Source organism: Pleomorphovibrio marinus (genome assembly GCF_003347495.1).
Taxonomy (GTDB): domain Bacteria; phylum Bacteroidota; class Bacteroidia; order Cytophagales; family Cyclobacteriaceae; genus Pleomorphovibrio; species Pleomorphovibrio marinus.
The window spans coordinates 79,210-93,501 of sequence record NZ_QCXY01000007.1 but is presented as its reverse complement, the minus strand read 5'-3'; the positions used below and the strand labels follow the sequence as shown (position 1 = coordinate 93,501).

At 43.2% G+C, this 14,292-nt stretch carries 9 protein-coding genes; 4 read left to right on the top strand and 5 right to left on the bottom strand.

Annotation, left to right across the window (positions count from 1 at the left end; translation table 11 throughout):
* Positions 1 to 34 precede the first annotated feature (34 nt).
* Positions 35 to 862, top strand: a complete 828-nt coding sequence (gene zupT / locus DB520_RS17080) for a zinc transporter ZupT (RefSeq protein ID WP_114750986.1) — start codon at positions 35 to 37, stop codon at positions 860 to 862.
* Positions 863 to 926: 64 nt separating this feature from the next.
* Entirely contained in the window at positions 927 to 2,198 is a 1,272-nt protein-coding gene (locus tag DB520_RS17075; RefSeq protein WP_114750985.1) for a mandelate racemase/muconate lactonizing enzyme family protein, read from the top strand.
* A 66-nt stretch (positions 2,199 to 2,264) separates the two neighbouring features.
* Here DB520_RS17075 and DB520_RS17070 read toward each other — a convergent pair whose 3' ends face one another.
* The 4 genes from DB520_RS17070 to DB520_RS17055 form a co-directional block, all read right to left on the bottom strand.
* Positions 2,265 to 4,439 (bottom strand): bifunctional alpha,alpha-trehalose-phosphate synthase (UDP-forming)/trehalose-phosphatase, encoded by a 2,175-nt coding sequence (locus tag DB520_RS17070; protein WP_114750984.1) that lies wholly within the window; start codon positions 4,437 to 4,439, stop codon positions 2,265 to 2,267.
* A gap of 173 nt (positions 4,440 to 4,612) precedes the next feature.
* A complete protein-coding gene (locus DB520_RS17065) occupies positions 4,613 to 4,975 on the bottom strand; it encodes a hypothetical protein (RefSeq protein ID WP_114750983.1) in 363 nt (120 codons plus the stop codon).
* Positions 4,976 to 7,378: a penicillin acylase family protein gene (locus DB520_RS17060; RefSeq protein ID WP_157972137.1), complete on the bottom strand. Its 2,403-nt coding sequence runs from the start codon at positions 7,376 to 7,378 to the stop codon at positions 4,976 to 4,978. It lies immediately after the preceding gene.
* A 17-nt stretch (positions 7,379 to 7,395) separates the two neighbouring features.
* Entirely contained in the window at positions 7,396 to 7,965 is a 570-nt protein-coding gene (locus DB520_RS17055) for a DUF2911 domain-containing protein (RefSeq protein WP_114750981.1), read from the bottom strand.
* A gap of 167 nt (positions 7,966 to 8,132) precedes the next feature.
* On the opposite strand from DB520_RS17055, the gene DB520_RS17050 reads away from it, so the two are divergent.
* Positions 8,133 to 9,203 (top strand): endonuclease/exonuclease/phosphatase family protein, encoded by a 1,071-nt coding sequence (locus DB520_RS17050; protein ID WP_114750980.1) that lies wholly within the window; start codon positions 8,133 to 8,135, stop codon positions 9,201 to 9,203.
* On the opposite strand, the gene DB520_RS17045 is transcribed toward DB520_RS17050, so the two are convergent.
* Positions 9,178 to 11,436 carry an efflux RND transporter permease subunit gene (locus DB520_RS17045; protein WP_232835031.1) on the bottom strand — a complete coding sequence of 753 codons (2,259 nt, stop codon included), beginning with the start codon at positions 11,434 to 11,436 and terminating at the stop codon, positions 9,178 to 9,180. The genes DB520_RS17050 and DB520_RS17045 overlap by 26 nt on opposite strands.
* A 442-nt stretch (positions 11,437 to 11,878) precedes the next feature.
* Here DB520_RS17045 and DB520_RS17040 point away from each other — a divergent pair, with 442 nt between their 5' ends.
* The gene (locus DB520_RS17040; RefSeq protein ID WP_232835030.1) at positions 11,879 to 13,717 is read left to right on the top strand and encodes a M1 family metallopeptidase; all 1,839 of its coding nucleotides are present in this window, start codon (positions 11,879 to 11,881) and stop codon (positions 13,715 to 13,717) included.
* Positions 13,718 to 14,292 lie beyond the last annotated feature (575 nt).

Sequence of the window (14,292 nt, the reverse complement as noted above, 5' to 3'; positions counted from 1 at the left end):
CCCGCAAACCTAATTTTGCAGACTATTCCCTTTTATGCAAGCTGATGAAAACCTGCTTTTTGCCTTTGCCCTCACCTTTATGGCGGGACTTTCCACTGGTGTAGGAGGACTTGCAGCATTTGCCAACTTTGCGCGGAAAGAAAAGTTTTTGGCTTTTGCACTGGGTCTTGCTGCGGGTGCAATGATTTATATTTCTTTTGTGGAGTTGCTTTTTGGGGCTTTGGAAAGTTTCCAAAAAGAAGGGGACGATGCCCAAACCGCCTATACCAAGATGGCGGTGATGTTCTTGGGTGGGCTGGTGGTGACCGGGCTACTTGGCAAATTCATGGAATCCATTACGGACAAAATGGGGATCAAGAAGTCCGACCTCTCCAATCTCACTGCTGAAAAATCCAATGGCAATAAGTCCAAAAAATTATACCGAACAGGAATAGTGACAGCCGTAGCATTAGCGATACATAATTTACCGGAAGGCCTGGTCACCTTTCTTACCTCCATGCAGGACATCAACCTGGGCATAGGAATAGCGGTGGCTATAGCCATCCATAATATACCGGAAGGCCTTGCTGTTGCTTTGCCCATTTACCACGCCACAAAAAACAAGAAGAAGGCACTTTTTATCACACTGCTCTCCGGGCTTTCCGAACCCGTAGGTGCGGGGATTGCCTACCTGCTTTTTTTCAGGAATATGGAACCTGAAGTCTTCGATGTAGTAAATGTATTTGTGGCAAGTATCATGGTGTATGTCTCTTTTTTCGAACTCATCCCCACTTCCATTGAGATGGGGCACGGAACTTACACCAAATGGGGAATCATTGCGGGGTTGTCGGTGATGGGGCTAAGCATGATATTTTTAACCTAACCTTGGAAATTCAACAAAAAGGCTAATTTTGGGAAAAAAGGCTTAAAACCAAATAAACCCAAAAATGAACCGAAGATCCTTTGTGAACCGTTGTGCGCTCATGGGCATGTTTTCCCCCATTGCACTCCATGAGGCTGTTAAAAAGTTTGACCCGGGAGATGACCTGGTCATTACCAAGGTGGAAACAGTAAGGTTTAATCCAGACTTACGTCTTGGCGGAAGAGGCATCCAATGGATGTGGCTACGCCTCCATACCAACCAAGGCATAGTGGGCACAGGAGAAACTTACCCCTTCAACGAAGCCAGTCAATCAGCGATAAAAGATTTGGAATGGCACAGTTGGATGGGCAAAATGCTGGGTTCCGATCCCCTGGACATAGAAGGGGCATGGGAAAGAATATACCGCCAGAGTGCCTATCATGTCACCGGAGGGGCAGAAATGCGTGCCCTTTCAGCGATCAATATAGCCCAATGGGATATTTTGGGGCAAAAGGCCGGATTACCGGTATATCAACTCCTTGGCGGAAGCAAGACCAAGCCAATAACCGTGTATAACACCTACACCAACCCCAGGCATATCAACAACTGGACGCTTGAAAAAGACATGGAAAAAATCGCCCAGTTTTTGGTGGACAATGAAATCATTGGTATCAAATACTGTCCCTTTGATGCAATTGGGAATAGAAACAAGGGGCAACATATTTCATTGCAGGAAATAGATAAAGCATTAGAATGGGTAAAACGGGTAAGGGATACGGTGGGAAATCGATTGGAAATTGGTATTGAGTTTCATAGCATCTGGAACCTTCCCAGTGCCATTAGGATTGCGGAAGCCCTGGCTCCTTATGGGATATGGTTTTTGGAAGATATGCTATTAGAAAAAAACATTAAAGCTTATCAGGCTTTGGCCAACCATACCTCTATACCCCTGGTGGTCAGCGAAAGGCTAGCCTCAAGATTCGAATTCCGCGAGTTTTTCGAAGCCGGTATCGGGGGTATTCCAATGTTTGACCTGACCTGGTGCGGGGGAATAAGCGAAGGCAAAAAAATTGCTGATATGGGCAACACGTATTTCCTGCCCACCATGATGCACACTGCCGGTGGCCCCATCCTGTGGTATGCCTCCACCCACCTCGCAGCAGCTATCTCAAATTTGTTTCCCATGGAAAGCGTATACCAAAATTATACAGTAAGGTATCCCTACTTTTTTGATAATGTACCCCAGGTGAAACAAGGGAAAGTTTCGCCCCCAGACCTTCCGGGTCTCGGTCTTCAGTTCAAAAAAGGGCTTTTTGAGAGCGAGGATCTTATTGTAGAAACTATTGCAGAAATTTGACCTTCCATTAAAAAAGGGTAACTTAAACCAAGCTACCCTTTTTTTCCTGATTAGTTAAAATCACTTTTAATCTTCCATTAATTCTTTCAGTAATTTTCTTACCTCTGTCGGGCTTTTGATATTATAATTTGCCTGTGTATAAGCAAATCCCACCCGAATCGTGTAGGAGTCTTTGGGCATAGCTTTGAAGGTATCTTCGTCCGTCCAATCATCCCCTAGGGCCATGATGAAATCATATTCTTTACCCTTCATAAAAGCAGTAGCAGCCCTGCCCTTATTGATATCAGGTCTTTTTATCTCCAATACCATGTTTCCTTCCAGTACCTGTAGGTTATGCCCTCTAGCCATGTACTTCAAATGGCTGAAAAGTTCCCGCATCCTGAGGTCCCCTAATCCACTTTCCACTTTTCTGTAGTGCCAGACTAGGGAGTGGTGTTTTTCTTCAATAAAGGCCCCGGGAGTACGAAGGACGTAGTAGTCCATTACCTGTCGGATATCTTCCTTCCAGGAGTCGTCTATAGCTGCATAGAGTGTCCAGTCATCATCTCCCCTTTCCTTAAGCCAAACCCCATGTTCCGCAATCATATCCACCTTTTGCCCCTCAAACCATTTCCCAAGAGTTTCCTTGTCTCTACCGCTTATTACCACTATTTGGCATTTCCCAGAAAGTTCCGCAATGAGGTGTTTCAGTTCCGCATCTGGAAATGCATCCTCCGGTCTTCCTTGAAAACCTACCAAGGTACCGTCATAGTCCAACAGCAAAATAGGGGCTTTTGCCGACTGGAACTTGTTTTTCAATTCCTTCACCAAGGATTTGTCTATAGCCTTGGATTCCAATTCCTTCTGCTTTCCTTTTACATTTGCCAGCCTATCCATAAAAACCTTCACCCATTGGAAGATGTCATACTTTTGCAAACTAGCCTGCATGGTGCCTATCTTTTGAACCTGTTCCTCCTCTGGCATAGTAAGGGCCTGCATGATGGAATCCTTCATCCCTTCAAGGTTATTGGGATTTACCAATAAGGCATCCACCAATTCCTTGCTTGCGCCTGCCATTTCAGAAAGGATCAGGACACCTTTTTTGTCGGTCTTACTAGCTACAAATTCCTTACAAACCAGGTTCATACCATCCCTCAAGGGTGTAACCAAGGCAATATCCGACATGGCGTAAAATGCACTTAGCTCATCAAAAGGAAAGCTCCGATAGAAGTAATGTACTGGCACCCAATTCAGGGTTGAGAATCGGCTGTTGATTCTCCCTACCAAGGTGTCAATTTCCTCTTTGAGCTCTTGATACGTCTTGACTTTTGCCCTGGAGGGCACCACTACCATGATCATGGAAACCTTGCCGTGAAAATCGGGATGTTCCTCCAATAGTCTGTCGAAAGCCTTAATCCGTTGGGGGATGCCTTTGGAATAATCCAGCCGGTCTATGGTCAGCAGGAGCTTTTGGTCCCCCAGTTGCTCCTTGAATTTCTTAATGTTTTTTAGGGTCTTTTTGCTGGTTGCTGCTTTGGAAAACTTACCGTAGTCAATGCCCATGGGAAAGGAATCCACATTCACTAGCCGGTTATCGGCCTGTATATACCCACTTTCGTTCGACAAGCCCAAAAGGCGGCCTACTGCACTTAAAAAGTGCCGCATGTCATCATAGGTGTGAAAACCAATCAAATCGGCCCCTACCATGCCTTCCAGGATCTCCCTCCTCCAGGGAAGCATTCGGATGATTTCGTAGGAAGGGAAAGGAATGTGCTGGAAAAAGGCGATGGTTGATTTTGGGAGAGCCTCCCTTAGCATCATCGGCAACAATAAAAGTTGGTAGTCATGTACCCAAATGGTGTCCTCAGGGTCTGCCTTCTCCAAGATGGCATCACAAAACTTCCGGTTCACCCTTTTATAGGCCTCGTAATATTCATCGTGGTAATTGATATATTGGGTGAAATAATGAAATGCTGGCCAAATGGTATCGTTGCTAAAGCCTTCATAATAAAGCTCAACATCTTCTTTGGAAAGGAAAACTGGGGCCATCTTTAACTTTTGAAGCTCCTCAGCCACTTCCTGCCGCTGGCCTGGGTCTTCCACATCATTACCAGGCCATCCAATCCATATATTGTCCCCTTCTTTATATATGGATCCCAGTCCCGTGGCTAATCCACCAGCACTGGGTTTAAACTCAAATTTCCCAAATTTATGCTGAAGGCTTACGGGTAATCTATTTGAAACAATGATCGTTTTTGCCATAGTTGGATGGTTTTTGTGAAAAAGGTCGATTGGGTTCCAAAAAACCCATGGTCTCCTAAAGGTTTATTCGGAACTGTAAATTACTACATTTGTTGGGAAGAAAAAAGTTTTTTGTACACAGTAGAATTCTTTAAAAAGTGTACTCCTTATCCTTAACCTATCAATAATCCAGGTCAATAATAGGTGTTGCGATCCACCAGCAACTTGCCAAACAAACAGCCCGAAAGCGCACTCAAACCCCCAATTAAAAAACCCATTGCCGCAGATATGCCCAGCAGCAATGCCCCATTATTAATTCCGAAAATTTCTCCCAACATTTGTGGCAAATCAGAACCTGAACGTGTCCACAAAACCAAAGGCACCAATAACCATACTATTCCCACTCCCAAAGCTGACGAAAAAAACACTATAAAGCCGTTTCCACGAATTGTGGCTCCTAGTATTGCAAGAAAAACCATAAGTCCCCAATAAGGAACCAAAGGCCCTAAAATCAATGCCAACAATGCCGCGATAATAAACCCTACTAGAAACTTCATTTAATTTGGAACTAAGGATGTACGAAACAAATCACCTTCATCATGGATTTCCCTAAAGTCAAACTGCACATATTTTCCTTGGGCCCAGAGATCGATGAAGTTGTCATAAAACCTACTGCCCGGGTTACCCGACTGTCCCCCTGGGAAAATCCCGTAAGCCTTGATAGGGTCACCCATTTCCACCACCATCCTCCAGCTTGCACCATGCGAGCGGTCTGTGGCGTTCACAATATTTTTTCCCCCACCTGTGGGAATATTTAACCTACTAAACGCCCCAAACAGCGGAATAAGATGCTGAACGGATGTGTTTTTATAGCTTCCCCAAGTGAATTCCGGATCAGATGCTCTTAAGCTATCCACACTGTCCAGCATGAACTCAAAGCTTTCTGCCACATGATCCATAGCCGTATTTAACCTATTATTTCCGGGTTTATCGAAAATGACATGATCGGGTGATTCACTTAGCAAATTGTAAATCGTGTAATCCCTTGGATATACTACACTGGGCAACTCATCTTTCCAATGGGAGAATATGGATTCCACAAGGTTTTCCCACCAGATCTCAAAAATCACAGGGGCTACCTGTTCGGGATCAGTGTGAAAATCCCAATCCTGCAGTAGGGAAACCATAGGATGAAGACCCTGCCCTTCCCTATCTTTTCCCTTTGAAGAGAGTAAGCTCAGTAATACTGGAACTGTTTCGGAGGCTTTTAAGTGAAAATTATCAAACTGTAAGGCTTTCATATCCTCCACAGTTACATTTTCCATTTGCTCCAATTGCTGATTGATCCTTCTGTTTCGGTAGGCTTCCTGATGATCGTTGAAATAATAATAGGGATAATCAGGCTCCACGGCATGCTGGTTTGCCGAACTGACAAAACCCCTATCTGGATTGTAGGAGGTAGGGTTATGGTCAAAAGGTATATATTCCTGCCAGTCAAAAGCAGGATCACTCCCATCCATGATGAATTTTCCTTGTTCTGCCCACTTGGCTGGGAATTTACCCTGAACGCTCATCCCTATGTTCCCATTAATGTCTGCATACGCGTAATTTTGGGCTAAGTTGACATACTGATCAAAAGCACCCAAAAACGCATCAAAGTCCTTAGCCTCGTTAAAGGTAAAAAATGCTTTCAATGTGTTGGCAGGTTCATTTACTGCCCATTTCAATGCAAAACCCTTGCCTTGGTGCCCGGACCGGAAGGATTCATCATAGGCAACAGGCCCATGATGGGTATAATATACTGTATCCACAATATCCTCAGCATTTTTGACTTTAATGTGTTCTATACGTTGGGTAGTGGGTAGCCATTGCTGGTTGTATAAGTATTCCGATTTACTCTCATCTCTAAACTCGATGTGGTACCAGTCTCTAAGGTCCCTAGGAGAGTTCGTTAGCCCCCAGGCAATTTGGTCGTTAAACCCGATGGCCACCAATGGGGCACCAGGTACAGTTACACCCTTAACCCTAACATCTGGCCCCTGAAGTTGTATTCCAAACCAAATGGCGGGAAACCTCAAACCCAGATGCGGGTCATTTGCTAATATGGCGGCGCCCGATGAGGTTTTGGATCCGGAAACTGCCCAATTATTTGAACCAAGGCCTTGAGGAGCCTTATCTACGGTATTGACCCAAAGCAAAGAGTCTGGATAGGAAAGGGTATCCGGCACCGATATGGGTATAGGCTCAAAATCCCACCTGTCTGCCTCCCTGATTACTGGTTCTAGGTTTTCGGAAAAATCGGGGAAAAGCTCATCAAACAACTCCTTTCCCAACATGAATCTCAAATTAGTATATTCAAAATCCGTGTCCCGGGTAAGGTCGTCAACCATATATTGGAGAATGTAAATGGTACTGATGGGCTCCCAACGACTAGGTAAGTAGTTCAGTAGTTTGTATTCCAAGGGCAACTCACTAAATGAAATTTGATCGATAAAGGCATTCACCCCTTCGCTGTAGGCTTGTAATTTTGCGTAGGATTCAGGGTCGTTTTCCTGAATAAAGGTAAGATTTTCCTCGGCACCATAGCCAAGACCCTTCCTTCTTTGCATACGGTCATAGTCGAGGGTAAGGTCGCCAAGCACCTCAGAAAGGCTGCCTGAGGCGACTTTTACCAAGAAGTCCATCTGCCACAGCCGATGTTTTGCCGTTACGAATCCGAGTGCCTTGTACAAGTCCTCGGTTTCTTCTGCATAGATGTGAGGGATTAAGTTTTCATCATATACCACCTCTACCTGAGAACTAAGTCCCGGAACCTTAATCTTGGAAGAGGGGTGATAATCTTCGCTATTTAAATTTTGCCAAAAGCCCCTGAAAGGGTCAAAAATATTGGCCAGCGGAGGCAAGCTGGCCAAATTCAAGGACAGACCCAATACCAAGCATAGGGTCAGAAACAATGTCAAAACGAAACCCAGGTATCTCATTCAACATGAATAGGAAGCCTTAGTTTCTCCCATTTTACTACTATTTCACTGTTTTCAATTTCTACAGATAACCTCTCTTGGGACTGGTTCTCCCAAGTAGGAATAGCATTAACCCTGAGGACATCATGCTCCTCTTTGTATTGGTAATGGCCGTGTTCTAAATCCCATTCGCTGTTGAAAATCACGGTCCAAGGTCCTGTTTTCCTGGGAATAGTAAACAAGGAGTACCGTCCGGCAGCTAAAGGCTCCCCTTCCACGCTTACATCCTCGGAAAACTCCACATAGGTCGCTTCATTGGCACCGGTTCTCCATACTTCGTTGTAAGGAACCAAGTCCCCATATATTGCCCTTTCGTTTACTGCAGGTGATCCATATTGAATTAGTACCTTTTTTCCGTTGATTTCTCCTTCTACTTTCCTAAGGGGACTAGCCCTATTATCGGTTATTTGCTGCTCTTGGTCAGTGGATTCCTCCTGTTCCGAGGTTTCACTGGGGCCCCCACAAGAACTAATTACCAATAAAGTGGAGAGGAAGAAAAGTGAAAAAGAATGGATTGATTTCTTCATGTTAGGTTTTTTTAAAATTTAGGCCAATTTATGGATTTTTTCCAAGCATATCCAACCAAATATTCAAAAAAGAAACCCATTCAGTTGTGTAAAACTTTCGTTGATATTTACAGTATCTACCCGTATGTTTGTGACTTTAAAAAAGGGAAATAATCCCCATGTAAATTATGCGTTTCATCGTCATTATTTTGTTTTTGATTTCCCTATCGCTATTTTTCAGCGTATATGTTTCTCCAGAATCATTTCCTTACTCTGGATTATTGCCCCTGCTCATTCCACTTTTTATGTTGCTTAATATTTTTTTGGCAGTAATGTTTTTGTTTGGGCGATCCAGGTTGATCATCTATCCGATCATTGCTTTAGCCCTGGGCTATAAATTTTTTGGAATCACCTTCCAGTGGAATCCCAGAGAGGAAACGGAAGAAAGTATTACCTTGCTCAGCTTCAACACCATGCAATTTTCCTATGGCATGTATAAGGAAAACTTGGAAAAGAGCAAAAACATCATTCAATGGGCCAAAGACCATCCCGCCGACATAAAGTGTTTTCAAGAGTTTTACCAGGATTTCACTACACCTTCCAAAAATGCCATAAAAATCATCACCGAGGATGGTAAACTAAACCATTCCTACCAATCTATCATAGGGAACCGTAAGAACCGGTCACATGGAGTGGCCATTGTAAGTAGGTTTCCGATTATCAACGAGGGCAGGGTATTCGACAACAGGAGAAACAACGGAGCCATGTTTGTGGACCTGGTAGTGAAAAAGGACACCATGCGGATTTACAATGTGCATCTGGAATCCATGAGCATCCCTGCTGAGGAACTTTCAGATGTTGAAGGAATAAAGCTGCATTATCGGGAGACTATCAGGAAAATAAAAAACGGAACAATAATGAGGGCAGAACAATTGAAAACCCTCAAAGAACACATGGAAAACAGCCCTTACCCTGTGATTATTGCCGGGGACTTTAACGATATTCCTTATAGTTATACCTACTTTAGTTTGCGCTCTATTCTAAATAATGCTTTTGAAGAAGCGGGTAAGGGCTTTGGCTTTACCTATAACAAGGTGCTTTTTTTCTTAAGGATTGATCATATTTTTCATGATAAGGTGTTCAAGGCCAAAAACTTCCGAACCCATACCGAAGTAGACTATTCAGATCACTACCCTATTTCCACTGAATTTATCTGGAAAAGTCCCTTGAGGGTTATTTCCGAAGAAAACGCCCCTTGAATTTTTTTTCCCATACCCTGTTCATAGGCACTAAAAGCAGTGGAAGCCAAAGAAGGTCTGCCAAGAGGGCGAATACCAATGCCAATGCGATGAGCAAACCCGTATAATAGGTGATTTCAAAACCACTGAACATCAAAACCATAAAACCTGTGGACAGTACCAGTGTGGTTAAGACTATGGCTTTGCCAGTGGTGAAAAAAGTCCTTTTGATAGCATATAACAAACCGGAACCTTGCCCCAAAAGCAGCCGTAACTTGGCCATGAAATGAATGCTATCATCAACGGCAATTCCAAAAGCCACAGCAAAGATTATGGACATAGAAAGCTTAAAGTCCAAACCTAGCAAATACATACAGCCTCCCAACCACAATAATGGGACAACATTGGGAAGCAGGGTAATAAACGCCATACGCCAAGACCTAAAGAGTATACCAGCCAATACTGCCACTATCAGAAAGGCAAGTCCAAGGCCATTTATAAGTTGACTTGTGATGGCGTTATGGCTTCTATCAATCAAGTAGGATGTCCCCGTCATTCTCGCTTTTAACAAACCAGAGTCAATATCATTTTCTAAAAACCCTTCAAGTTTTTCATACAATTCAAATCCCCTATGGCTTCCAATATCTGCCATTCGGGTAGAAATTCTACCCTGAGTTCCATCCTGGGAAAGAATTGGAATCTCCTCCCTCTCAAAAAATTGCCTAATTTGTGGCTTCACTCGGTCAAATTGCCCCGGAGAAGGAAAACTGAAGGCTTTTGGGTTACCGTTATTCTGAGCTTTATTGGCCGCTTTTACCAGCGTTGCAGGGGAAGCCTGAAAACCCGTTCTAAAGTTTTCCTCAAGAAAATTCCCCAATTTCTCGATTTCTTTCAATACCTCATACTCCAAAAGGTCCTCTCCCTCTTCTCCTACTTCCAGGTAAAGTTCGAGAGGCTTTGAACCCCCGAAATGCTCATCAAAAAACATAAAATCCGTAAGCAAAGGGTGATCCTGGGGAAGGTTATCCAGAAGATATCCATCGGTTTTCATGGAGGCAAAGCCAAAAAAAGAAAAAAAACTCAGAAGTATAAAACCAACATGGATGGCAACTTTGTGCCTGATAATCCACTGAAACCCATTTCTCAATCCATAAAACCATTCTGCCCCCCTATTTCTTAAAACAGTTCCCGGTATAGGAACAAAGTACAATACCCAAGGCATCACTAATATCATGGCTAAAAACATAAGCAAAACCCCTAATCCCGTGTAAAGGCCAAAGTTTTTCAAACTTGGAATTTGCGTTAAATACAGGGAAAGGAAACCCATGGAAGTCGTGACACTGGTCAACATTACCGCTATACCCAATTTGCTAAAGGTCTCCCTGATGGCCTTCCCTTTGTCATAGCCCTCCCTTGATAGATTATAAAAGTAACTCAAGAAATGTATCATGCCACTAAGCCCTATGATCAGCAGAATAGGGGGCTGCATGACTAATAATACATCTAGCTGCCCACCTGTCGCTAGCAAGATGGTCAGTGTCCAATACATTCCTAAACCCAACACCAATATAGGCAATACCACTGCCCAAATTGCCCGGAACACAATGAACAACCAGATTACAACCAAAAGAAAGGAAATGGCAAGAAAAAACGCAAACTCCTGTTGCAAGAGTGAAACGAACTCACCCTGTGCTTTAATTTTTCCGGCAGTTCGTGTCTTTGCGATGCTGCTGCCTACCACTACATCGTTGATCTCCTGGTAAAGCTGGTCTCCACTTTCTTTATTGATGTTTTCTTCATGATGCACCAGAAGAAGCAAGTACTTTCCCTCTTTACTTATCAAATTTCCTCTCCAGTTGGGGTCACTAATTACCCTTTCGCCAGTTTTACTTAGTGCTTCTGGGCTATCCCAGTCGAGAACCCTTCTGTAGCTAATTCCAAAATTTCCCAGAATAGGTTCCTCCATGTTTAATAAAGAAGTCACCCCACGCACTTTCTCCATACTCTCTATTTGCCCTTCAACCTCATAAGCTTTTTGCAAAAAACTGCTGTCAAAGACATCCCCTGATTCCCTTCCCAAGGATATTAGCAGGTAATCGTTGTCATTTTCGAATTGTCCCCTGAATGTATTGTAGAAGCCTAACTCCGGGTCATCAGAGGAAAAAAATTGCTCAAAGTCATAATTGAAAACCAGATTCGGGGATATTGCCGCTGCTACAAGAGTAAGCACAACCGCACCCAAAAAACCATACATCGAAAAATGCTTGCTGAACATATTCATACAACTATAGAAATACAAAAAGGTGGGGGTATTGTTTCATCTGTTTATAATTTGTTTTTCAGCTGTCAGATGGAATCTCGCTTCGATAATCATCCTTCTGTGTGAGGTTCTCCTCATGCTCGATTTCATGTGTTTATAATTTGTTTTCAGCGGTCACATAGCCTGCCCTTGCCTGCCCCGAACTTGCTTCGGGGAACTCGTTTCGGGAGCCTGTCCCGAATTTATTTCTGGAGAATCTCGCAACGATAATCATCCCAGTGCGTGACGTGCTCGTCATGCCCTGTCTGCCGTCAGGACAGGCTCGATTTCATCTAAATTTACCTTGTAGCCTCTAAGAATATCCATTTAATACATATAAGCGGTTTGGCCAATAAGTCAAATTTAGCTTATTTAGGGGCTTAATTTTATGCTTAATATGAAAAATTCCTGCAGTTTTCTGCTCTTCCTTGTTTTAATGGGCACCCTCCAAGTTAATGCACAGTCCGATAGATGGCAACAATCTGTGAGTTATAAAATGGAAGTGGACATGGATGTAAACACAAACCAATACCAAGGTACACAGGTCATTGCTTACACCAATAATTCTCCAGACACCTTGCATAGGGTGTTTTTCCATTTGTATTATAATGCTTTTCAACCCAACAGCATGATGGATGTCCGTTCACGGACCATTGCCGATCCAGACAGGCGAGTAGGTGACCGAATTTCCAAATTGAGCCCCGAAGAGATTGGTTATTTACATGTTCAACAATTGACCATGAACGGGCTTCCGGTGGATTATGAAGAGGTGGAAACAATTTTGGAGGGGAACTTGCCACAGCCCATTCTTCCATTTACCACTGTTTTGTTTGAAACCCGCTTTGAAGGCCAAGTTCCCTTGCAGGTAAGGAGAGCAGGAAGAGACAGTGAAGAAGGGGTACGGTATTCCATGTCCCAGTGGTATCCAAAGATCTCCAATTACGATTATCAGGGTTGGCATGCCAACCCATACATCGGCAGGGAATTTTATGGCATATGGGGTGATTTTGATGTTAGGATCAAGATAGATAAGGAATATACCTTAGGTGGTACTGGGTATTTGCAAAACAACAACGAAATAGGACATGGCTATGAGGATGAAGGTGTGAAAGTACCCACTCCTGAAAGTGATAAACTCACCTGGCACTTTAACGCTCCCAGAGTGCACGACTTTATGTGGGCGGCAGACCCCAACTACACCCACGACAAAATAGAAATGGATAATGGGGTCACTATACATCATTTATACATCAAAAGTTCCCGTACAGCTTCTAACTGGGAAAAGCTTAAATCTTATACCCCGGCAGCATTATCCTATATGAGTGAACATTTTGGAGAGTACCCTTACAAGCAGTTCTCTGTCATTCAAGGTGGAGACGGGGGCATGGAATATCCCATGTCCACACTGATCACAGGCCATAGGACCCTTGGCAGCTTGGTAGGTGTGATGGTTCATGAATTAGTTCACAGCTGGTTTCACGGAGTGTTGGGTAACAATGAAAGCCTCTACCCCTGGATGGATGAAGGCTTTACATCTTATGCCAGTAGCTTGACCATGGCACATATTTTTAGTGAACAACCCTCAGAAAATCCCCACAGAGGGTCCTTTGCTGGCTATCAACGATTGGTGGAGTCAGGTCTGGAAGAGCCACTAGCCACTCATGCAGATCATTTTCATACCAACGTGGCCTATGGGTCTGCGGCCTATGCCAAAGGAGCTCTTTTTTTGGTACAGTTGGGTTATATTATAGGGGAAGAGACCCTGGCTAATGCAATGCTCAGATATTGGAATACTTGGAAATACAGACACCCTAACCCGAATGATGTAATACGGGTGATGGAGAAGGAAAGTGGTCTGGAACTGGATTGGTTCAAGGAATACTGGGTGTACACTACCAAGACCATCGATTACGCTATAAAGTCAGTAAAAGAAGATGGGGAAAATACCCTCCTAACCCTAGAAAGAAAAGGCTTGATGCCTATGCCTTTGGACGTGGTGATAACCTACCAAGATGGAAGCCAAGAAACTCTATACCTACCCTTGGCCATTCAGCGGGGAGAAAAGCCGGAAGAGAAAGGAAAACCCAAACGCATCCATACGGAAAGGTGGCCTTGGGTAGAACCTGAAAAAACAGTTACCATCGAAGTTCCCTTTCGCCAAATCAAGTCCGTAGAAATCGATCCCTCTGAAAGAATGGCCGATATCAACAGGGATAATAATAAAAAGGAATTTTAATGTCTATTTAGATCTCATATCCCAAATAGATCTTATTTATTTCTATACAATTGCTTGATAAGCAATTAATTTTTAACCCCTACATTAATGTAGTTCAACGTAAATTTTATGTATTTCGTCGATTAATAATCCATGAGGATCCCTTCTTGCGTATATTTGAATATCTCATTAAAACAGTAGTGAAGAAAGACTAGTGATGATGACATGTTTTAATTGAGTTTGGTTTAGTTGGGTTAATTTTTTAATAGAACAGTTTAGTTGAACAGCTAAAATTTTTACAAATACCCCTCGGATTGGTTACCCGAGGGGTATTTTTAGTTGTACCCCTTAAACACCAAACTGAACCAGTAAATAAAATCCTTGACCTTTTCCAAAGATGGCCAAAGCCAAACTGAAGGTTCATGCACTTTCCGTTAATTAATGACTTTGTAGGTTCAATATAATTCATCTACCATCTGAAAAATTGGGATTTGGTAAAGTGACCTAATCCAAAAGTTTTTATGGAAAGAATTTAACAACTCGATTCCCTATGTTGCTTCCAAAAGCAATTGGTGTCTTTAAAAATGTAGGGCAAT

What these genes read in the sequence shown, in the direction of transcription:
- zupT (WP_114750986.1), top strand. Translation starts at nt 35, where the DNA reads ATGCAAGCTGATGAAAACCTGCTTTTTGCCTTTGCCCTCACCTTTATG.
- DB520_RS17075 (WP_114750985.1), top strand. Translation starts at nt 927, where the DNA reads ATGAACCGAAGATCCTTTGTGAACCGTTGTGCGCTCATGGGCATGTTT.
- DB520_RS17070 (WP_114750984.1), bottom strand. Translation starts at nt 4,439, where the DNA reads ATGGCAAAAACGATCATTGTTTCAAATAGATTACCCGTAAGCCTTCAG.
- DB520_RS17065 (WP_114750983.1), bottom strand. Translation starts at nt 4,975, where the DNA reads ATGAAGTTTCTAGTAGGGTTTATTATCGCGGCATTGTTGGCATTGATT.
- DB520_RS17055 (WP_114750981.1), bottom strand. Translation starts at nt 7,965, where the DNA reads ATGAAGAAATCAATCCATTCTTTTTCACTTTTCTTCCTCTCCACTTTA.
- DB520_RS17050 (WP_114750980.1), top strand. Translation starts at nt 8,133, where the DNA reads ATGCGTTTCATCGTCATTATTTTGTTTTTGATTTCCCTATCGCTATTT.
- DB520_RS17045 (WP_232835031.1), bottom strand. Translation starts at nt 11,436, where the DNA reads ATGTATGGTTTTTTGGGTGCGGTTGTGCTTACTCTTGTAGCAGCGGCA.
- DB520_RS17040 (WP_232835030.1), top strand. Translation starts at nt 11,879, where the DNA reads ATGAAAAATTCCTGCAGTTTTCTGCTCTTCCTTGTTTTAATGGGCACC.